This window comes from Streptomyces sp. NPDC055025 (genome assembly GCF_053608565.1).
The window spans coordinates 34,316-53,758 of the sequence record NZ_JBSGVS010000035.1 but is presented as its reverse complement, the minus strand read 5'-3'; the positions used below and the strand labels follow the sequence as shown (position 1 = coordinate 53,758).

The 19,443-nt window shown below is 70.3% G+C and carries 15 protein-coding genes and 4 tRNA genes; 13 read left to right on the top strand and 6 right to left on the bottom strand.

The features are described 5' to 3' along the window. Positions 1-6: 6 nt before the first annotated feature. A complete protein-coding gene (locus tag ACWGDX_RS21875; protein ID WP_453627940.1) occupies positions 7-705 on the bottom strand; it encodes a hypothetical protein in 699 nt (232 codons plus the stop codon). Positions 706-1,089: 384 nt separating this feature from the next. On the opposite strand from ACWGDX_RS21875, the gene ACWGDX_RS21870 reads away from it, so the two are divergent. The 7 genes from ACWGDX_RS21870 to ACWGDX_RS21840 all read left to right on the top strand — a co-directional run bounded on the left by ACWGDX_RS21870 (position 1,090) and on the right by ACWGDX_RS21840 (position 5,988). Beyond that, on the top strand, positions 1,090-1,440 hold the full coding sequence (locus ACWGDX_RS21870; protein ID WP_453627938.1) for a metallopeptidase family protein: 351 nt from the start codon (positions 1,090-1,092) through the stop codon (positions 1,438-1,440). Positions 1,441-1,609: 169 nt separating this feature from the next. After that, complete coding sequence (locus ACWGDX_RS21865; protein WP_453627936.1) at positions 1,610-3,388, top strand: metallophosphoesterase family protein; 1,779 nt, start codon at positions 1,610-1,612, stop codon at positions 3,386-3,388. Between the two features lie 80 nt (positions 3,389-3,468). Further along, positions 3,469-3,541 (top strand) — tRNA-Glu (locus ACWGDX_RS21860). Positions 3,542-3,771: 230 nt separating this feature from the next. Then, positions 3,772-4,962 carry a helix-turn-helix domain-containing protein gene (locus ACWGDX_RS21855; protein WP_453627934.1) on the top strand — a complete coding sequence of 397 codons (1,191 nt, stop codon included), beginning with the start codon at positions 3,772-3,774 and terminating at the stop codon, positions 4,960-4,962. Positions 4,963-5,112: 150 nt separating this feature from the next. Next, positions 5,113-5,436, top strand: coding sequence for a hypothetical protein (locus ACWGDX_RS21850; RefSeq protein ID WP_453627932.1), 324 nt, complete (start codon positions 5,113-5,115; stop codon positions 5,434-5,436). A 380-nt stretch (positions 5,437-5,816) separates the two neighbouring features. Then, positions 5,817-5,891: transfer RNA gene (locus ACWGDX_RS21845), tRNA-Asp, on the top strand. 20 nt (positions 5,892-5,911) lie between these two features. Next, positions 5,912-5,988: transfer RNA gene (locus ACWGDX_RS21840), tRNA-Phe, on the top strand. A gap of 185 nt (positions 5,989-6,173) precedes the next feature. Here the strand turns inward: ACWGDX_RS21840 and ACWGDX_RS21835 are convergent. Both ACWGDX_RS21835 and ACWGDX_RS21830 read right to left on the bottom strand, forming a co-directional pair. Beyond that, the gene (locus tag ACWGDX_RS21835) at positions 6,174-7,049 is read right to left on the bottom strand and encodes a cytochrome c biogenesis CcdA family protein (protein ID WP_453627930.1); all 876 of its coding nucleotides are present in this window, start codon (positions 7,047-7,049) and stop codon (positions 6,174-6,176) included. Then, a complete protein-coding gene (locus tag ACWGDX_RS21830; RefSeq protein WP_453627928.1) occupies positions 7,046-7,948 on the bottom strand; it encodes a thioredoxin domain-containing protein in 903 nt (300 codons plus the stop codon). Before ACWGDX_RS21830 ends, ACWGDX_RS21835 begins: the two co-directional genes overlap by 4 nt. A 184-nt stretch (positions 7,949-8,132) precedes the next feature. Here ACWGDX_RS21830 and ACWGDX_RS21825 point away from each other — a divergent pair, with 184 nt between their 5' ends. The 4 genes from ACWGDX_RS21825 (at position 8,133) to ACWGDX_RS21810 (ending at position 14,183) form a co-directional block, all read left to right on the top strand. Beyond that, positions 8,133-8,990: a hypothetical protein gene (locus ACWGDX_RS21825; RefSeq protein WP_453627926.1), complete on the top strand. Its 858-nt coding sequence runs from the start codon at positions 8,133-8,135 to the stop codon at positions 8,988-8,990. 440 nt (positions 8,991-9,430) lie between these two features. Then, entirely contained in the window at positions 9,431-13,417 is a 3,987-nt protein-coding gene (gene hrpA, locus ACWGDX_RS21820) for an ATP-dependent RNA helicase HrpA (RefSeq protein WP_453627924.1), read from the top strand. A gap of 90 nt (positions 13,418-13,507) precedes the next feature. Further along, positions 13,508-13,582, top strand: a tRNA-Asp gene (locus ACWGDX_RS21815). A 394-nt stretch (positions 13,583-13,976) separates the two neighbouring features. Continuing rightward, entirely contained in the window at positions 13,977-14,183 is a 207-nt protein-coding gene (locus ACWGDX_RS21810; RefSeq protein WP_453627922.1) for a DUF6274 family protein, read from the top strand. A gap of 557 nt (positions 14,184-14,740) precedes the next feature. Here ACWGDX_RS21810 and bldC read toward each other — a convergent pair. Both bldC and ACWGDX_RS21800 read right to left on the bottom strand, forming a co-directional pair. After that, a complete protein-coding gene (gene bldC / locus ACWGDX_RS21805; protein ID WP_003949541.1) occupies positions 14,741-14,947 on the bottom strand; it encodes a developmental transcriptional regulator BldC in 207 nt (68 codons plus the stop codon). A 537-nt stretch (positions 14,948-15,484) separates the two neighbouring features. Further along, positions 15,485-16,324 carry a hypothetical protein gene (locus ACWGDX_RS21800; protein ID WP_363083825.1) on the bottom strand — a complete coding sequence of 280 codons (840 nt, stop codon included), beginning with the start codon at positions 16,322-16,324 and terminating at the stop codon, positions 15,485-15,487. 160 nt (positions 16,325-16,484) lie between these two features. Between ACWGDX_RS21800 and ACWGDX_RS21795 the strand changes: the two genes are divergently transcribed. Together ACWGDX_RS21795 and ACWGDX_RS21790 are read left to right on the top strand one after the other, a co-directional pair. After that, positions 16,485-17,567, top strand: coding sequence for a Leu/Phe/Val dehydrogenase (locus tag ACWGDX_RS21795; RefSeq protein ID WP_453627920.1), 1,083 nt, complete (start codon positions 16,485-16,487; stop codon positions 17,565-17,567). A 280-nt stretch (positions 17,568-17,847) separates the two neighbouring features. Then, positions 17,848-18,099: a DUF3073 domain-containing protein gene (locus ACWGDX_RS21790; protein WP_046508206.1), complete on the top strand. Its 252-nt coding sequence runs from the start codon at positions 17,848-17,850 to the stop codon at positions 18,097-18,099. A 103-nt stretch (positions 18,100-18,202) separates the two neighbouring features. Here ACWGDX_RS21790 and purM read toward each other — a convergent pair whose 3' ends face one another. Beyond that, the gene (gene purM, locus ACWGDX_RS21785; protein ID WP_453627917.1) at positions 18,203-19,273 is read right to left on the bottom strand and encodes a phosphoribosylformylglycinamidine cyclo-ligase; all 1,071 of its coding nucleotides are present in this window, start codon (positions 19,271-19,273) and stop codon (positions 18,203-18,205) included. Positions 19,274-19,443 lie beyond the last annotated feature (170 nt).

The following is a 19,443-nucleotide window of genomic DNA, read 5'->3' as shown; positions in this document are numbered from 1 at the left end:
CCCCCGTCACACCGGTCCCATCTGCGGTGATGCCATCGGCTCCGCCCGCATTCCCATTCCTGACGCCTTCCCCGACGTCTTCCCCTTCCCCGACGTCTTCGCGGACGTCTTCCCGGACCCGAGCCCGGGTCCCATGCCCGTCCCCGCTCCCGGCCCGGTCGGCTCCCCGGCCGACGTCAAGCTCGTACGGATGTCCGCCGCCGGCGATACGGACGGCGGTTCCTGCGGCTTCGTCGGTTCCGGCTCGGGCTCCGGTGCCGGGTCGGGGCTCTGTACCGGCGGCTGGCTGGGGGAGGGCGCCGGGCGCGTGGGCTCCTTGGACGGTACGGGCTCGTTCCCCGGCGGGGTCGGCTTCTTCCCGGGCTGGGGCCGCTCGCCCTTCGAGGGCTTGGGCGACGGCGTGTCGGCGGAGCTGGGGCTCGGCGACGCGCCCTTGTCCCTGCCGTCCCCTCCCCCGCCGGCCCCCTCCGAGCCCTCCGCCTCCACTCCCGTACGCCCCTGCCAGGCGTGGGGCGCCCCGGGGCCCGCGCCCGTACCCCCGTCGGGCTCGGCGGCGGAACCATGGCGGTCCGCTGAACGCGACGGCGCCGGCTTTCCCTCGTCCTCCCCGACGCTCATGCAGCCCGCGGACGCCGCGACCGCCAGGGAGGTGACGATCCAGACGGCGAAACGGCCTGGGGCGGACATGGCGGAAAACTGGCGCACGGGCGGCACCTCCGGGGCTGGGATACGGACTCCACCGCCGACGGCGGGGGTTTCCCTGCCCAACTTCCTTTTCCCCGCCGGGGACACGCTCGGGGCGCGTTCAGGCCGGGTGTGTGACGCGTTCGCGCCGGTCCCCGCCCTCACGCCGTCCCGGCCCACGCCCCTCGCCGCCCCGGCCCTCACCCCACACCGTCCCCGCCCTCGCCCTCGCCCTCGCCACCGAAGCCCTCGGGCCGCCGATCCGCCATGGGGCGAATGCGCGGGCGATACAGGCGATTTGGCCTTCGTATCACCCGAAAGCGGACACGGAAACGTTCAGTTCCCTTCCACTTCCTTCCCGCGCACGCCCCACCGGAACGGCCGGTCATCACCGACAATGAACCCGTGCTGGAGATGACACGCGAGACGTTCGAAGAGCTGGTCGGCCAGGCCCTCGATCAGATCCCCCCGGAGCTGACACGGGTCATGGACAACGTGGCCGTCTTCGTCGAGGACGAACCCGGCCCGTCCGACCCCGAACTGCTGGGGCTGTACGAGGGGACTCCGCTCACGGACCGGGGCGAGTGGTACGCGGGGGTCCTGCCCGACCGCATCTCGATCTACATGGGCCCGACCCTGCGCTACTGCGAGAGCCCGGAGGACGTGGTCCACGAAGTCTCCGTGACCGTCGTCCATGAGATCGCCCATCACTTCGGCATCGACGACGAGCGGCTGCACGAACTGGGCTGGGGCTGAGCGCGCACCACCCGCTCCACGCACCCCACCCACGCCCGTCCGCACCACCCGCTCCACACCCCCCACCCCACGCGCCCCACAGCGACCACAAGCACCAAGAGGCTCAAAGGACTACGCATGATGGCGTAGCGCAGGCATGGTCACCCGTCACTTCGGGCATACGGGCCCAATGGCCCGTGATGTACTGCGTTTCCCGTTCCGTGCCACACGTACCCGCGTCCTGGGCCACCTCCAATCCCGCCGGGAGGGACCCACCAGCGCGCTGGTCCACTCACCGCACCCCTACTCCCGCGCCCTCGGTCTGGTCGCCGTCGTGGTGCTGGGCGCGTGGCTCGGACTGCTGGTCGTCGGCAGCGTACGGACGCCCGTCGGCCCGATGGACACGCGGATGACCCTGCGGCCGTCCCTCACCGGCGGCACCAAGATCAATGTCTCGCCGCTCGGCGCGCTGGAGATGAAGACGCACACCGCCCCGATCCGTCTCGACGTGGATGTGGACCAGCTCGATCCCGTGCGCTCCACCGCGCTCGTCGAGCACCCCGAACGGCTCTCGGGGCTCCAGGACGAGGTCACCCACGATGTCGCGGACGGCACCACGGAGCTGGCCGTACGCTCGTGCGTCGCCGTCGTCTCCGGCGCGACCGCCCTCGGTCTCACCGTCTACCGCCGCCCGCGCCGCGCGCTCGCCGCCGGCGGGCTCGCGCTCGGTCTGCTGGCCGCCTCGGGCATCGGCGCGTACGCCACCTGGAACCCCAAGTCGGTGCTGGAGCCCAAATTCTCCGGACTGCTCTCCTCCGCGCCCCAGGTCGTCGGCAGCGCCCGTTCGATCGTCACCGACTTCGACGTCTACCAGAAGGAGTTGGCGCGGCTGGTCACCAATGTGACCAAGCTGTACGACGCGACCTCCACGCTGCCCACCTACCAGCCGGACCCGGCGACCCTGCGGGTACTGCATGTCTCCGACATCCATCTCAACCCGGCGTCCTGGCACATCATCGGCTCGCTCGTGGAGCAGTACGGGATCGACCTGATCATCGACTCCGGCGACACCATGGACCACGGCGCCTCCGCCGAGAACACGTTCCTCGACCCGATCGCCGATCTCGGTGTCCCCTATGTCTGGGTACGCGGGAACCACGATTCGGAGATCACCCAGAAGTACCTCCGGCGCATGAAGAACGTCAGGGTCCTGGACGAGGGCCGGGCGGTGACCGTCGCCGGACTCCGGGTGGCGGGCATGGGCGATCCGCAGTACACCCCCGACCGTTCGACGGAGGCGGGGGGCGATCCGGCGGAGCGCATGGCCGGCATCCAGTTCGCCTCGGCCCTGCGCGACCAGGCGGCGGCCGGCACCCCCGTGCATATCGCGGTCGCCCACAACCCGGTGGCGGCGCGGGAGACCGACGGGCTCGTCCCGCTCGCGCTGTCCGGTCATGTCCACCACCGCGAGACGGAGGTGATGGCGCACGGCACCCGGCTGAAGATCGAGGGGTCGACGGGCGGCGGCGGGCTGCGCGCCGTACAGAACGACGAACCGGAGAAGGTGCGCACCTCCGTGCTCTATCTGGACCGGACGACCAAGCGGCTCCAGGCGTGGGACGAGATCACCCTCGGCGGTCTCGGACTGACGACGGCGGAGGTCAGCCGCCATCTCCCGAAGGAGGCGGGCACCCCGGGAGCGAGCCCGTCACCGGAAGCGGGCCCGTCGGGCGGCCCGAGCCCGTCACCGGGCACCGCGGGGAGCACCGGTCCGTCGGGAAGGCCCTCGGGGAACACCTCCGAGCGTCCCTCCGGAAGCCCCTCCGGAAACCAGTCCGGAAGCCCCTCCGGAAGCCCGAGTCCGACGAGGAGCACCAGGCTTACGGGACCGCCGCCGGCCACCCGTACCGCCTCACCTTCGCGAATCCCGGGAGGCGCACCCGTACCGGCCCCCGCACCCGCCCCGTAAACCGTTTTGGCGATAGCTCCTGCCATCCCATATGCTTCTCACGTCCCCGACGCGCTGCAAAGCGCCCAGGCGGGCCCTTAGCCCTCATCGTCTAGTGGCCCAGGACGCCGCCCTTTCAAGGCGGTAGCACGGGTTCGAATCCCGTTGGGGGCACATCTGAACACCCCACGTTTCGGCTGCTTCGTATGAGGTAGCCGGGACGCGGTCGGTACGGCCCAGCCGCGCGGAGGACTCAGTTCCCCGGCGAGCGATGTCCCGGCGGATCAGTCGCTGACAAGGTCACTGACAAGCGAGTCTCCGACGAAACCACTCCGGGAAGCCACGGGTCGGCACGCCGGGCCAACGCTTCCACGGCACCAGTCACCCGCCCTTAGCCTGACCGCATGGGGCAATCGGGGGGAATGTCACGGCCCGGCAGAGTCCGGGACGCGGCCGTGCGCGCGGCGATGTCCGCACGGAGTGTCGAGGAATTCTTCGACGGGGTGGCCCGGTCGGTCGTCCCCGCGCTGCGGTGCGACATCTGGGCCGGGATCACGGTCGATCCGGAGACGTTGATGAACACCGGCGGCAGCTATCGCGACGCCGTTCCCGCCGCGCTGATGCCACGGATGCTCGACATCGAGTACCGCGAGGGCGACGCCAACGCCCTGCCCGATCTGGCCCGTAGACCGGTGCCTGTCGGCCTGCTCAGCCAGGAGGTCGGCGGGCGTCTCGAACACAGCCCCCGCTACCGGGACATCGCCGGCCCTCTCGGCTTCCGCGACGAATTACGCGTCCTGCTCCGGGACCGCCACGGCGCCTGGGGGGCGCTGGTCCTCGGCCGCGGCGACGACGCCCCCGCCTTCGGACCCGCCGATCTCGCGCTGGCCGGCGCACTCGCACAGCCTCTGGGGAACGCCCTGCGCCGGCTGCATCTCGCCCGCCGGGCGCAGGACGAGCAGTCGCCGACGGCCCCGGGCATGGTGCTGCTGGACGAGGAGTACGGCGTGCTCCATATGACGCCCACCATCCCCATGTGGTTCGAGAGCATGTCCCCGCCGGACATGTCGCCGGACATGTTCCCGCCGGACATGTCCCCGCCGGACCCCACGCTCGCCAGGCACGCTCACTCCCTCTCCGGTCCCCCGGCAGGAAACGTCCTGCCCCCCGCGGTGTACGCGGTCGCGGCGGCGGTCCGGGCGCCTGGCGCCGGGAGTTCCCTCAGCTCCTGGGTGCACAGCCGCACCCGGGGCCAGGTACGGCTGCACGCCTGGCGAATGGACGACCTGGCGGGGGCGCGGGTCGCCGTCGTGGCCGAACCGGCGGGCCCCGGCGAACACGTCGGCCTGATCGTCGCCGCGTACGGGCTGACCGCCCGCGAACGCCACATCACCCAATTGGTACTGCGCGGCCACTCCACGGCCGAGATCGCCCGGCAGGCCGGACTGTCCCCGCACACCGTGCAGGACCATCTCAAGTCGGTGTTCGACAAGACGGGAGTACGAAGCCGCCGTGACCTCGTGGCGACGCTCTTCACCCGCCACTACGAGCCGGGCCTGATCCCGCTCTCACCGCCCCCGACCACGCACCGCTGACCGGCTGTTGGCATAGACCGGCCGTTGCCGTGGACGGCCGGACGCGCAGGTGACGTGAGCGAGTCGGCCGTCTCAAGGTTTCTCCAAGGTTTACCGAAGGTGCGCGGGCCACATTGATGACCAACCGTTCCCAACCAAGAGGAGCAGAAGATGCGTCTGCGTAGCGCACTTGCCACCGCGGGGCTCGGAACAGCGGTCGCCCTCGGCACCATGGTCATGCCCGCACAGGCATCCCAGAACGCGGCCTCGGCGCCGCCCGTGGCCGCGGCCGCGTGCACGGAGTGGTTCGACAGCGCCGGCAGCGGCGGCGCCGAGCGGTACCACGTGGAGTGTCCCGGCTACTTCGTGACGGTCTGGGTCACGTGCAGCTCGGGGTCGCCCGTCAACGGGGCGAAGCGGTGGGGATATCAGAAGGCGGAGTGCCGCAACGGCGCGTACATCACCAGCGGCGGCTTCAACGCGACGCGGACCTGATGTCCTGACGCAGGAGCCTCTCCCGCGGCTGTAGGAGCCTCTCCCGCGGCAGAGTCCACAGCGTGACGGTGCCCCCGTGCCGGACCAGGTACGGGGGCACTCGCCCGACGCGTTGGTGCGTGACGCCGTAGCCGTACGCGGCCCCCGGAGCAGGACCCCATCGCGCGTACGCCGTCGAGGTCCGGGCCGGTCCCGGCGATGAGGCCGCAGGTCACGCGTGCGGGGCATGACCTTGGGTCTGCTACGCTGATTCAGCGACATCAGCCAAGCGGTACGTGTCCATCCGGTCACTGGGAATCACCAGTCCGGTGATGGTGGGGACACTAATCGCGTTGGGGGCACGCGTCACTGTGTGCGAGACTGGTGCTCGCACATCGCATGGTCCTGTGGAGCAGCTTGGAGTGCTCGCCACCCTGTCAAGGTGGAGGCCGCGGGTTCAAATCCCGTCAGGACCGCTGCAACCGTCAGGTTGCGTGGCTGGGTAGCTCAGTTGGTACGAGCGATCGCCTGAAAAGCGATAGGTCGCCGGTTCGATCCCGGCCCCAGCCACCACTGTCCGCAAGGACACAAGCCCCCCACCGATTATCTCGGCGGGGGGCTTTTTGGCTTCTCCGGCGGAGGGGCTTTCCCGTACGCGCCTCTCCAGCGCCTCCCACGTCCAGCACCTCTCACGCGCCGTCTGGCCGCGGGCCGTCCGGTCACGCGCCGTCTGACCGCGCGCCGTCCGGTCGCGCCGCTCAGGCGCCGCCCGTTCCGGCCTTCTCGGTACGGTCCGGCTCGCTCGCACCCCGCCCGCGCGGCCGGCGCGTCACCGTGCGCACGACCACCACGACCGCCACCAGTGCCACCGCCGTCAGCAGCGCCCAGTCCGGCACGGCCGCGGCGACCCCGCGCGCCCACCGTTCGGCCTCGAAGGACGCGTCGACCGAGAGCAGCCCCGGCAGCGCGGTCGTCCCGTCGAAGACGAGGAAGACCGCGCCCAGCACAACGAAGAAGAACCCGGAGAGCAACGAGGTCGTGTGCAGCTCGAAGCGGCCGGCCCGGAAGGCACGGCCGCGCAGCCAGGTCCGGCGGCCGAGACCGTACCGCTCCCAGAGCAGGGCCAGCAGGAACAGCGGTACGGCCATACCGAGCGCGTACACCGCGAGCAGCACGCTCCCGTAGACCGGTGTGCCGTTCAGCGCGGCCACCGTCAGCACGCTGCCGAGGATCGGCCCCGCGCAGAAGCCCGCGAGCCCGTAGACCAGCCCGAGCGCGTACACGGACAGCGCGGTCGTGGGGCGGATCCGGCCCGACAGCCCGGCGATACGGCGTGAGGCGAAGCCCAGGCCGAGGATCTGGGCGAGCCCGAGCGCGATGATCAGCCAGCCGCCGAGGGCGACCAGCAGATCGCGGTGGCCGTAGAAGAGCCGCCCCGCGAACGAACCGGCGGCGCCCAGCGGGACGAGGGTGGTGGCCAGTCCCAGATAGAAGATGCCGGTACGGGCGAGAAGGCGGCCCGCCGAGTCGATGGAGTACGCGAAGAACGCGGGCAGCAGCAGGGCGCTGCACGGGCTGAGCAGTGCCAGCAGACCGCCGAGCAGCGCGACCGGATAGCCGATGTCGGTCGTCACCGATCGCCCTTGCCTCCCTTGTTGTCCTCGTTGCCCTCGGCCGGTCCGGGGCCGCCCTTGCTGTCCCTCTTCGTGGGGTCCTTGGTCGGGAGGTCCTTCGGGAGCGTCCCGTTCGTCGAAGAGTTCGTCGTCGGGAGGTCCTTCGGGGCTGTGCCGTTGGTCGGCGGATCCTTCGGGGCCGTGCCCTTCGGAGCCGTCTCCTTCTGCGGGGTGAGCTTGGGCGGGGGGTCCTTCTTCGCCGCCTCGATGGCCCGGGTGAAGGTCTCCAACGGCTGGGCGCCCGCGATGGGACGGCCATTGACGAGGAAGGACGGGGTGGAGGTGGCGCCGAGCCCGTACGCCTCCGCCTGGTCCTTGCGTACGGACGCCTCGGCGGCGTCACTCTCGCGGTCGTCCCTGTACCGGTTGATGTCCTTCACCCCGGCCTCGCGGGCGAGCTGGTCGAGCCGGTCGACGGCGAAGCCCTTCTCCTTCGATCCCTCGGCGTACGCGGCGGCGTGGAACTGCCAGAAGCGGCCCTGCCGTCCGGCCGCCCAGGCGGCGCGGGCCGCGGCCTCGGACTGGTTGCCGAAGATCGGGAAGTTGCGCCACTCGATACGGAGGGTGCCGTCCTCGACGTACTTCTTGATCAGCGCGGGCTCGCTGTCGCGGGCGAACTTCCCGCAGTAGCCGCACTTGAAGTCGGCGTACTCGACCATCACGACCGGCGCGTCCGCACGCCCCACGGCGAGCGGATCGCCCACGCCGCGCCGGGCGAGCTTCACCAGTTCGGGATAGACCCCGGCCTGCGGCTGGGCGGGGATCTCGGAGATCACCCTGTCCCGGGACGGGGCGCGGGAGGGCGGTTCCGGCCGGGTGGAGGTGTACGAGACGACGCCGAGCAGCACGGTGGCGGCCACGATGCCCGCGCCGATGACGATGGCCTGACGAGAGGGGCGCGACGGAGGCGAGGACGGGGCCGGTGAGGGGGCCGGAGCAGGGGGAGCGGACGGCGCGGGCGGCGCGGGGTGGGCCTGCGGGGACGGAGGGGACGGAGGGGACGGAGGGGACGACGCCGGTGGGGACGACGGAGACGGCACGGCCGTGGACGACGGCGGAGGCGGAGACGCAGGGGACGACGACGGCGCGGGCGGGGCCGGCGGAGACGGCACGGGCGGAGGAGTCACGGGCGGAAGAATCGCCGGAGCCACCGGAGCCACCGGAGCCGCCGGAGCCGCCGGAGATGTGGGCGACGGAGACGACGCGGGCGCAGACGGCGGGGACGCGGGAGACGGAGACGGCGGAGGAGACGCCGGAGCCGGCAGGGACGGAGACGGCGGGGCCGCCGGGGACGGAACCGGGACCGATGACGGTGGCGCCGACGGCGTCGGAGGAGAGACCGGTGGAGACGCCGGTGGAGACGCCGGAAGCGTTGCCGCCGGAGAAGCGGACAGGGACGGCGAAGGCGGCGGGGATGCGGGCGGTGCCGGCACCGGCGGTCCCGCCACCGGCGACGGGGAGGCGGGTGGAGAGGCCTCCGGGGTCGGCGGAGGGGACAGAGGCGACGGGGAGGACGGCAGGGCCGACGCGGGCGGAGAGGTCGGCAGAGACAACGGGAGCGACGGAAGCGGGGAAGCGGGCGGGAACTGGGACGACTGCGACGAGGCAGACAACGAGACGGAAGGAGACGGAGACGGAGACGGAGCACAAGAGGACGGAGACACGGGGGAAGACAGGGACGGCGACGGAGGGGACACGGACGAGTTCGACGAGCTCGCCGGGTGCAACGAGTTCGACGGCGGCAACGGGTGCGCCGAGTGGGACGGCGGCGCTGCCGACGAGGGCGACGGCCGCGCTGCCGACGGCGGCGGCGACGCGGACGACGGCTGGGACGAGGACGGAGACGGGGTGGCGGACGGGGTGGCAGACATGGACGAGCGACCTCCGCGACAAAGGGGATGAAAAGGATGAACCTGGCCTAAGTCCTTCCCTATACCCGTGGCACCGGGAGGTCGACCGGTGAGAGCCCAGCGAGCGGCGGCGGTCCACGCTCCCGTGTGACGGACGGAACGGCCTGGTCACCCCGAGCCCAACGGCCTGGTCACCCGGAGCCCCGTCGCCGAGCCCCGTCGCCGGGCCCCCGGCCGAGCCACCCCCGACCGGCGGCAGACCACCCCCAGCCGCCCCCCGGGCCGCCAACGGACCACCCTCACCCCACCCCGGCCGCCAACGGACCCCCGCCACGCCCCCAACCCGATGCCAACCCGCCCCCAACCCGACTCCGAATCACCCCCGGGCCACCCCCGACCGGCCACCTCCCGCCCCCCCATCCGTCCGCCCCCGCCGCCGCGACCGAAATGGGTTCGCCACCCCCGAGCCGCGGGTGAGATCCTTGGCTCGGTATGTCTACTTCCTTCGCCGATCTCCAGACCCTGCTGGCCGATGTCTCGCTGCGCGACGCGCAGCGGCTCGGCCGCCGTCTCGAGGGCGCCCGGCGCATCCGTAAACCCGAGGCACGGCAGGCCGTGCTGGACGAGATCGCCGGTGAGGCCGGGAAGGCCGGCGAGCGCATGCGGCTGCGCGGCGCGCGCGTGCCCGCCGTCACGTATCCCGATCAGCTCCCCGTCAGCCAGCGGAAGGACACGATCCTGGAGGCGATACGCGACCACCAGGTCGTGATCGTCGCGGGTGAGACCGGGTCGGGCAAGACGACCCAGATCCCCAAGATCTGTCTGGAGCTGGGCCGCGGCGTCCGCGGCATGATCGGGCACACCCAGCCGCGCAGACTCGCCGCCCGTACCGTCGCCGAGCGGGTCGCGGACGAACTGGACACGCCCCTGGGCGAGGCCGTCGGCTGGAAGGTCCGCTTCACGGACCAGGTCGACCAGGACGCGACCTTCGTCAAGCTGATGACGGACGGCATCCTGCTCGCCGAGATCCAGACGGACCGCGAGCTGCGCGCGTACGACACGATCATCATCGACGAGGCCCATGAGCGCAGCCTCAACATCGACTTCCTGCTGGGCTATCTCGCCCAGCTCCTCCCCCGCCGCCCGGATCTCAAGGTCGTCATCACCTCGGCGACCATCGACCCGGAGCGCTTCTCCCGCCACTTCGGCGATGCCCCCATCGTGGAGGTCTCGGGCCGCACCTACCCGGTCGAGGTCCGCTACCGCCCCCTTCTGGAGGAGGACGGTGAGGACGGCGACCGCGACCAGATCACCGCGATCTCCGAGGCCGTGGACGAACTCCACTCGGAGGGCCCCGGCGACATCCTCGTCTTCCTCTCCGGCGAGCGTGAGATCCGGGACACCGCGGACGCCCTGGAGAAACGCAAGCTGCGGGGCACCGAGGTCCTCCCCCTCTACGCCCGTCTCTCGCACGCCGAGCAGCACCGCGTCTTCCAGCGCCCCTCCGGTGGTGTGACGCGCCGGATCGTGCTCGCGACGAATGTGGCCGAGACCTCGCTGACCGTCCCCGGTATCAAGTACGTGATCGATCCGGGCACCGCCCGTATCTCCCGCTACAGCCACCGCACCAAGGTCCAGCGCCTGCCGATCGAGCGCGTCTCGCAGGCCAGCGCCAACCAGCGCAAGGGCCGCTGCGGCCGTACGTCCGACGGCATCTGTATCCGGCTCTACTCCGAGGACGACTTCGAGTCCCGCCCGGAGTTCACGGACGCCGAGATCCTCCGTACGAATCTGGCCTCCGTCATCCTCCAGATGACCGCGGCCGGCCTCGGTGACATCGAGCGGTTCCCCTTCATCGATCCGCCGGACCACCGCAATATCCGCGACGGTGTGCAGCTTCTCCAGGAGCTGGGCGCGTTCGACCCGTCGCAGGCCGCGCAGAAGGATCCGAAGAAGAGGCTCACACCGCTGGGCCGCAAGCTCTCCCAGCTCCCCGTCGACCCGCGCCTCGCCCGGATGGTCATCGAGGCCGACGGCAACGGCTGTGTACGGGAAGTCATGGTGATCGCCGCCGCGCTCTCCATCCAGGACCCGCGCGAGCGCCCCGCCGAGAAGCAGACCCAGGCCGATCAGCAGCACGCCCGCTTCAAGGACGACACGTCGGACTTCCTCGCCTTCCTCAATCTCTGGCGGTACATCAGGGAGCAGCAGAAGACGCTGTCCTCGTCCGCCTTCCGCCGGATGTGCAAGTCGGAGTATCTGAACTTCCTGCGGATCCGGGAGTGGCAGGACATCTACTCCCAGCTCCGTACGGTCGCCCGGCAGATGGGTATCCACCTCAACGAGGAGGACGCCGCCGACCAGTCCGTCCATGTCTCGCTGCTGGCGGGCCTGCTGTCGCACATCGGTATGAAGGACGTGAAGGAAGCCGGCGCGGAGGCCGCCAAGAACGCCGGGAAGAGCGCCGGGAAGAACGAGTACCTGGGCGCGCGCGGCGCCAAATTCGCGGTGTTCCCGGGCTCGTCGCTCTTCCGGAAGCCGCCGCGCTTCATCATGTCCGCCGAGCTGGTGGAGACCTCCCGGCTCTGGGCGCGCGTGAACGCGAAGATCGAGCCCGAGTGGATCGAACCCCTCGCCGGCCATTTGCTCAAGCGCACCTACAGCGAGCCGCACTGGGAGAAGGACGCGGCGGCCGTGATGGCGTACGAGAAGGTGACGCTGTACGGCGTACCGATCGTCGCCCAGCGCAAGGTGAATTTCGGCCGTATCGATCCCGAGATCTCGCGGGAGCTGTTCATCCGCAACGCGCTGGTCGAGGGCGACTGGCGGACGCACCACCAGTTCTTCCATGACAATCGCAAACTGCTGGGCGAGGTCGAGGAGCTGGAGCACCGCGCACGGCGCCGCGACATCCTCGTGGACGACGAGACGCTCTACGACTTCTACGACCGGCGGGTACCGGACGACGTGGTCTCCGGCGCGCACTTCGACTCCTGGTGGAAGGAGAAGCGCCGCGAGGAGCCGGAACTGCTCGATTTCGAGCGGTCGATGCTCATCAACGAGAAGGCCGGCTCGGTCACCAAGGACGACTATCCGGACTCCTGGCGGCAGGGCCCGCTCACGTTCCGTGTGACCTACCAGTTCGAACCGGGCGCGGACGCGGACGGGGTGACCGTCCACGTACCGCTCCAGGTCCTCAACCAGGTCACCTCCGAGGGCTTCGACTGGCAGATCCCCGGGCTGCGCGAGGACGTCGTCATGGAGCTGATCCGCTCCCTGCCCAAGCCGGTCCGCCGTCATTACGTGCCCGCGCCGAACTACTCGAAGGCGTTCCTGGAACGGGCGGTGCCGCTCCAGGAACCGCTGCCGGTCACGCTCGCGCGTGAGCTCCAGCGGATGGTGGGCGTGCCGGTCACGGGCGACGACTTCGATCTGTCACGGGTGCCCGACCATCTGAAGATCACATTCAGGATCGTCGACGAGCGGCGCCGCAAGATCGCCGAGGACAAGGATCTGGACGCGCTGAAGCTGCGTCTGCGGCCCAAGGCCCGTCAGGCCCTCTCCCAGGCCGCCGCGGCCACCGCGGAGCGCTCGGGCGGCGCGTCGATCGAGCGTACGGGGCTGACGGCCTGGACGATCGGCGGCCTCTCCCGGGTCTTCGAGACCCGCCGGGCCGGCCAGCCGGTCAAGGCGTATCCCGCCCTGGTCGACCAGGGCGCCACCGTGGCCGTACGCCTCTTCGACACGGAGGCGGAGCAGCAGCAGGCGATGTGGGCGGGGACCCGGCGGCTGATCCTGCTGAACATCCCGGTGAACCCGGCGAAGTTCGCCTCGGACAAGCTCTCCAACCAGCAGAAGCTGGCGCTGTCCCGCAATCCGCACGGCTCGGTCCAGGCGCTCTTCGACGACTGCGCGATGGCCGCGGCGGACCGGCTGATCGCGGAACACGGGGGTCCGGCGTGGGACGAGGAATCGTTCCGGAAGCTGTACGACAAGGTCCGCGCCGACCTCGTCGACATGACCGTACGGACCATCGGCCAGGTACAGCAGATCCTGGCCGCCTGGCAGGCCTGTGAGCGCCGCCTGAAGGCCACGAACAGTCTGACGCTGGTGAACAACGTCCAGGACGTCAGGGACCAGCTCGCGGCCCTCGTACCGGCCGGCTTCGTCACCCGCACCGGGCTGCGCCGGCTGCCCGACCTGATGCGCTATCTCGTGGCGGTGGACCGGCGGCTCCAGCAGATGCCGACGGCCGTCCAGCGCGACACCACGCGGATGGAGAAGGTCCACGAGATGCGGGACGAGTACGCCTGGCTGCTCGAACAGCTCCCGAAGGGGCGGCCGGTACCGCAGCAGGTCCTGGACATCCGCTGGATGATCGAGGAGCTGCGGGTGAGCTATTTCGCCCACGCCCTGGGCACGGCGCAGCCGGTCTCGGACAAACGCATCATGAAGGCGATCGACGCGGTGGCGCCGTGACGGTCCTGTCGCCATCGGTCAGTTCGACCGCACCCTCCGAGCTGCTGTAGAGTCTCGTTTCGCAGCCGAGGAAACAAGGCCGCGAAACCTGGTCCTGTGGAGCAGCTTGGAGTGCTCGCCACCCTGTCAAGGTGGAGGCCGCGGGTTCAAATCCCGTCAGGACCGCAGTGAAAGGGCCCGCATCCCATCGGATGCGGGCCCTTTCGTGTGCCCGCGCCATGTCCGCACCACGTCCGCACCACGTCCGAGCCGAGGCCGCACCGAGCCGAGGCCGCCCGGGAGGCCGCGCCCGCACCGAGCCCGCGGCGGAGCCGCCGTGTGCCCGCATCCGGGGCGTGGGCACGGGCCGCGCGGGCCGCTCGGCGCCCGGCCCGCGCGGCCGACTCCCTCGCGTAAGGCAAGGGCCGTCGACGCCGCGGTAAGGCCGCAGTAATGGCGTGCCCAAATCCCCGGGGCCATGTCCTGAGTGTCTTGACGGCGCGATCCGCCGGGGGTACCTAAACACCAAGGCCCCTTGTTCGTCCCAGCCCGGGGCCCGCACCGGGGGGTGGTGTCCGGGATGTCATCGACAGCGAGGCACGAGACGCGCGCACTGCTGCGCGCCCATCTGGCGGCCGCGTCAGGCCATCCGCACCGTACGGGGTACTGCCCGATCTGCCACCGCCTCCAGCGCCTCGCCATGGAGCCCGGCGCGGCCGACGACGGCTTCGCGGTCGGCTTCCTCAAGGCCGAGTTACCCGACGATCTGGCTCCGTCCGCTCCCTGAGCCCCGCGTGACTCCCACGAGCGCTGAGCGGCCTACGAACGGCCTACGAGCGCCTACGAGCGCCTCCGTCGGCCTCTCCCGGTCGCACACCGGCCGCAGACCGGTCCGGGGCCGCCACCGGCGCCGATGCGGTCGGATCCGACGGGTGGGACGGACATCGTTGACAAGGGGCATGGGGTGTGACGGGCATCACGGAACAATTTCGACCAAGGGCAGCGCTTACACCCTTCCTACAATCCACGAATTTAATATGTGCAATTGCACTACCGTCGGAATCCCTCCGGAATCACCCGCCCCACCCTTCACACAGCGGCCGAGCTGGACCGGAACGCCCGCCTCCCCGGCACAAAAAAGATCGCGCTGGACCCGGCGGAGTCCAGCGCGATCGACGACTTACCCGTGTTGCGAGGGCATGGGACCTGTTGGGGCAGGTGCCCGTCGTATGGAGCTATGGGTCGGGACGACCGGATATGGGGGACCCGGCAGTGCCCTGGTCATTGAGCCCAGTTGTGCCCTGTAGTGCCTTGTTGCGCCTTGCTGAGCCGTGAAAAAAGGCGTCAGGCCTCGCTGCGCTGCTGCGGAATACCCGCAAGCAGTGCGCGGACCTCTGCCTCGCGATACCGGCGATGCCCACCGAGCGTGCGGATGGACGTGAGCTTGCCGGCTTTTGCCCAGCGGGTGACCGTCTTCGGGTCCACGCGGAACATCGTGGCAACCTCAGCCGGGGTCAGCAGCGGCTCGGCATCAGGGGTGCGAGCGGTCATGAGCGGCCTCCTCGGGAGAACCGAACCATCTCGGTTCTTTCCTCTAAATTCTGCACCTTGACCCGCGTTGCCCGAAATGGCGGACGCGGGCCGAGTCGGTTATAGGACGAACGGCTTGTCCTCGGCACTACAACTACACCATCCGTCCAGCCACGTCGGCCAAACCGATGGAATTGCCCTCTGAGGTGTTCATCAGCGGCGGAAGCCGATGGACCATGCCATAGCGGACAGTCACGTCACAGATACGATCAGTCACAGAGCGATCAGGAGTCACCAGACCCCCCGTATAGCGTGCAATGCTGAGTAATCCGCCCTTACTTGGGCGGAAGGAACCCTCCCCGGACTCCTTGTCCTATTTTGACACGAGGAGGGGCGATGGGCGCAAGAGCCCCGTTAGTGCGGTCCGTCACGCTTGCGGGCATAGGCCCGGATCGGGACCTCCGCCCCAGGGCCGGAGTTCAAGTGTCGTTCAAGCCCGCTTCAAGACCGGTTCATGCCCGCTTCCCCGCCCGTTCCGGCATCGCGTGCCCGAACCGGTCAGTTCGCGAACAGCCGCTCCCTCACCGCCCGCCAGCGCTCCGTGAGCCGGCCGTAGGCCGCTCCCGCGCCGTCGCCGTCCCCGGCCCGCAGCGCCGCGATCCCCGCCGCCACATCGGCGGCCGAACGGTCCTCGGCGAGCTGGGCCCCGGAGAGAGCGTGCACCAGACCTCCGTAATCCAGTTCGACAAGCGACCTCGGATGGAACTCTTCCAGCCACCGTCCCACATCCACCAGGCCCTCGATGAGCGGCCCGTCGTCCACCGACTCCCGCAGGGTCTTCAGCGCACGGGCCAGCCGCCGTCTCGCCTGGACCATCGGCGTCCGGTAGCGCAGCACGGGCACCCCGGGCCCGCCCGCCTCGTACTCCCGCTCGTCGTCGGAGAAGAGCGTGAACCACCCCACCGGCACCTGCCAGACCGCTGTCCTGATCCAGGGCCGCGCGTCCGGATTCCGGTCCCGCCAGCGCGCGTAGTCCGCGACGGCCTGTCCGCGCACCACCGGCGGCAGCACCGCGTCGAGCAGCGGCACGGGCAGCGACTCCGCCAGCTCCTCCAGTGCCAGCCAGCCACGCAGGCGGGTACGCCACGGACAGACGCACACCACCCCGTCCACCACGGCGACGAACGCGTCCCCGCTCTCGTGCACCGGCACGGCGACCGGCGGAGTGGGCAGCAAGTCGGCCAGGGAGCGGCGCAGTTCGTCCTGTGCGGTGGGCGTACGGTCACGTCTGGCGTAGCGCGTCCAATGATCTCTCTCCGGTTCGGGAAAGGCCGCCAGCGGCTCATAGACCCGCAGGTAGGACGCGTAGGGAACGAGGACAGAAGACACCGCCGGCATGCCGCGCATCGTCCCACGCCTGTACTCCTCCAGGGGGTGATCCTGTGCACTGCGGCTCATCTACGCCCCCGTAGGACTTACCCTCTTGCTTGCCCAGCCGGTCCCTCCCCACCCACAGGAGGGACTTCCCACCGCCGCTTCGTACTTGGGAGTCACCACCGTGACCGATCTGACCGACGGCGTCCTGCACACCCTGTTCCGCTCGGAGCAGGGGGGCCATGAGCAAGTCGTGCTCTGCCAGGACCGTTCCAGCGGCCTCAAGGCCGTCATCGCCATCCACTCCACCGCCCTGGGCCCGGCCCTCGGCGGCACCCGCTTCTACCCGTACGGATCCGAGGCCGAGGCCGTCGCCGACGCGCTGAACCTCTCCCGGGGCATGTCGTACAAGAACGCCCTCGCCGGGCTCGACCATGGCGGCGGTAAGGCGGTGATCATCGGCGATCCGGAACAGATCAAGAGCGAAGAGCTACTGCTCGCATATGGCCGATTCGTGTCGTCGCTCGGCGGTCGGTATGTCACGGCCTGCGATGTCGGCACCTACGTCGAGGACATGGACGTCGTGGCCCGCACCTGTGCGTGGACCACGGGCCGCTCCCCCGAGAACGGCGGCGCGGGCGACTCGTCGGTGCTGACCGCGTACGGGGTCTTCCAGGGCATGCGGGCGAGCGCGCGGCACCAGTGGGGCGACCCCTCGCTGCGGGGCCGTACGGTCGGGATCGCGGGCGTCGGCAAGGTCGGGCGCCATCTCGTGGAGCACCTCCTGGAGGCCGGCGCGCATGTCGTGATCGCGGATGTGCGCGAGGAGTCGGTACGCCAAATCACGGACCGGCATCCGCAGGTCGCCGCCGTCGCCGACACCGAGGCGCTGATCCGTACCGAGGGGCTGGACATCTACGCCCCGTGCGCGCTCGGCGGCGCGCTGAACGACTCGTCCGTCCCCGTCCTCACCGCGACCGTGGTGTGCGGGGCCGCCAACAACCAGCTCGCCCACCCGGGCGTCGAGAAGGACCTCGCGGACCGCGGGATCCTCTACGCCCCCGACTACGTGGTGAACGCCGGCGGCGTGATCCAGGTCGCCGACGAGCTGCACGGCTTCGACTTCGAGCGGTGCCGCGCGAAGGCCGCGAAGATCTTCGACACCACGCTGGAAATCTTCGCACGCGCAAAGGAAGATGGTATTCCGCCGGCCGCCGCGGCGGACCGGATCGCCGAGCACAGGATGGCGGAGGCCCGCCACCGCTGACCGTCGGGGGAGGGGTGGCCGGACGCCCGGGAGACGAGACTCACGCCGGTCGGCGGGTCGCCCCTCCAGAAGAGGTTAAAATCGACGCTGACCAGGGAGGACGGGGCGCCTCGCTGGTCCTGCGCCGGGGCGCGTCATGCGGGCGGCGTACCGTATGGCCGCGGAAGCAGGTACCGTTGAAGCCCTACGGACGGGTCTCTCCGCGGAGAGCTCGTTCTGATTCATGAACGCGTGTCAAGACTCTGGGGCCGTCGAGCCCCGTCACCGAGGGGGTCGAGCCATGGGGCGCGGCCGGGCCAAGGCCAAGCAGACGAAGGTCGCCCGCCAGCTGAAGTACAACAGCGGCGGGACTGACCTGTCGCGTCTGGCCAACGAGCTGGGCGCGTCGACCTCGAGTCAGCCGCCGAACGGCGAGCCGTTCGAGGACGACGACGAGGAAGACGACCCGTACGCACAGTACGCGGATCTGTACAACGACGACGAGGACGAGGACGACGAGTCCGGGCCCTCGGCGCAGCGCCGCGGCGCTTGACGTCCGTATACCCAGAGCAGTATCTCAGTGGCCCGGTCCAGGGCCGTAGTCCTGGACCGGGTTCTGTGCTGCCCGGATGCCCGCCGGGCCCCGGGCCGTCCGCTCAGCTCCGGTAGTCGCCCGTCAGCTCCGCGCCCGTGGCCTGGTCGCCACGCTCCGTGATCTCGCCGGCGATCCAGGAGTCCACACCCCGGTCGGCGAGCGTGGTGAGCGCGGCGTCGGCCGACTCCGCCGGGACGACGGCGATCATGCCGACCCCCATGTTCAGCGTCTTCTCCAGCTCCAGGCGCTCCACCTGCCCGGCCGTTCCGATCAGGTCGAAGACCGCACCGGGCGTCCAGGTCGAGCGGTCCACCCTGGCGTGCAGTCCGTCCGGGATCACCCGGGCGAGATTGGCCGCCAGACCGCCGCCGGTGACATGACTGAACGCGTGCACCTCGGTCGTCCTGGTGAGGGCCAGACAGTCCAGCGAGTAGATCTTGGTGGGCTCCAGCAGCTCCTCGCCCAGGGTCCGGCCGAACTCCTCGACCTGGCGGTCCAGCGACCAGCCGGCCCGGTCGAAGACCACATGACGGACCAGTGAGTACCCGTTGGAGTGAAGACCGGAGGACGCCATGGCGATCACCGCGTCACCCGTACGGATACGATCCGCGCCGAGCAGCCGGTCCGCCTCGACCACGCCCGTACCCGCGCCCGCGACATCGAAGTCGTCCTCGCCCAGCAGTCCGGGGTGCTCGGCGGTCTCGCCACCGACCAGCGCGCAGCCGGCCAGCACACAGCCCTCGGCGATGCCCTTGACGATGGCGGCGACCCGCTCGGGGTGGACCTTGCCGACACAGATGTAGTCGGTCATGAAGAGCGGCTCCGCGCCGCAGACGACCAAGTCGTCGACGACCATGCCGACCAGATCGTGACCGATCGTGTCGTACACGCCCATCTTGCGGGCCAGGTCGACCTTCGTACCGACCCCGTCGGTGGCGGAGGCGAGAAGGGGGCGCTCGTAGCGCTTGAGGGCGGAGGCGTCGAAGAGGCCGGCGAAGCCGCCGATGCCGCCGAGCACCTCGGGGCGGCGGGTCTTCCTCACCCACTCCTTCATCAGCTCGACCGCGCGGTCACCGGCTTCGATGTCTACGCCCGCGGCGGCATAACTGGCACCAGTAGTCGTCTCGGACATGGCTGGGTACTTTCCTGTCGGCATTCGGTCGTCAAGGTGAGTGCGGGGTGGGTGGGTGTGAGGGGTGTGAGGGCCGGTCCGAGGAGCGATGGGACCACAGGACCGGCTTTCCGGGCTTTCCGGGTGTTCCGGCGTCTCGGACCGTGGAGCCGCGGGACCGGTGCGGGACC

Excerpts from the sequence above, each read along its gene's own strand:
- ACWGDX_RS21850 (WP_453627932.1), top strand. The coding sequence starts at position 5,113 with ATGCGTCTGCGTAGCGCACTTGCCACCGCGGGGCTCGGAACAGCGGTC.
- ACWGDX_RS21865 (WP_453627936.1), top strand. The coding sequence starts at position 1,610 with ATGGCCCGTGATGTACTGCGTTTCCCGTTCCGTGCCACACGTACCCGC.
- ACWGDX_RS21810 (WP_453627922.1), top strand. The coding sequence starts at position 13,977 with ATGTCATCGACAGCGAGGCACGAGACGCGCGCACTGCTGCGCGCCCAT.
- purM (WP_453627917.1), bottom strand. The coding sequence starts at position 19,273 with ATGTCCGAGACGACTACTGGTGCCAGTTATGCCGCCGCGGGCGTAGAC.
- ACWGDX_RS21790 (WP_046508206.1), top strand. The coding sequence starts at position 17,848 with ATGGGGCGCGGCCGGGCCAAGGCCAAGCAGACGAAGGTCGCCCGCCAG.
- hrpA (WP_453627924.1), top strand. The coding sequence starts at position 9,431 with ATGTCTACTTCCTTCGCCGATCTCCAGACCCTGCTGGCCGATGTCTCG.
- ACWGDX_RS21855 (WP_453627934.1), top strand. The coding sequence starts at position 3,772 with ATGGGGCAATCGGGGGGAATGTCACGGCCCGGCAGAGTCCGGGACGCG.
- ACWGDX_RS21800 (WP_363083825.1), bottom strand. The coding sequence starts at position 16,324 with ATGCCGGCGGTGTCTTCTGTCCTCGTTCCCTACGCGTCCTACCTGCGG.
- bldC (WP_003949541.1), bottom strand. The coding sequence starts at position 14,947 with ATGACCGCTCGCACCCCTGATGCCGAGCCGCTGCTGACCCCGGCTGAG.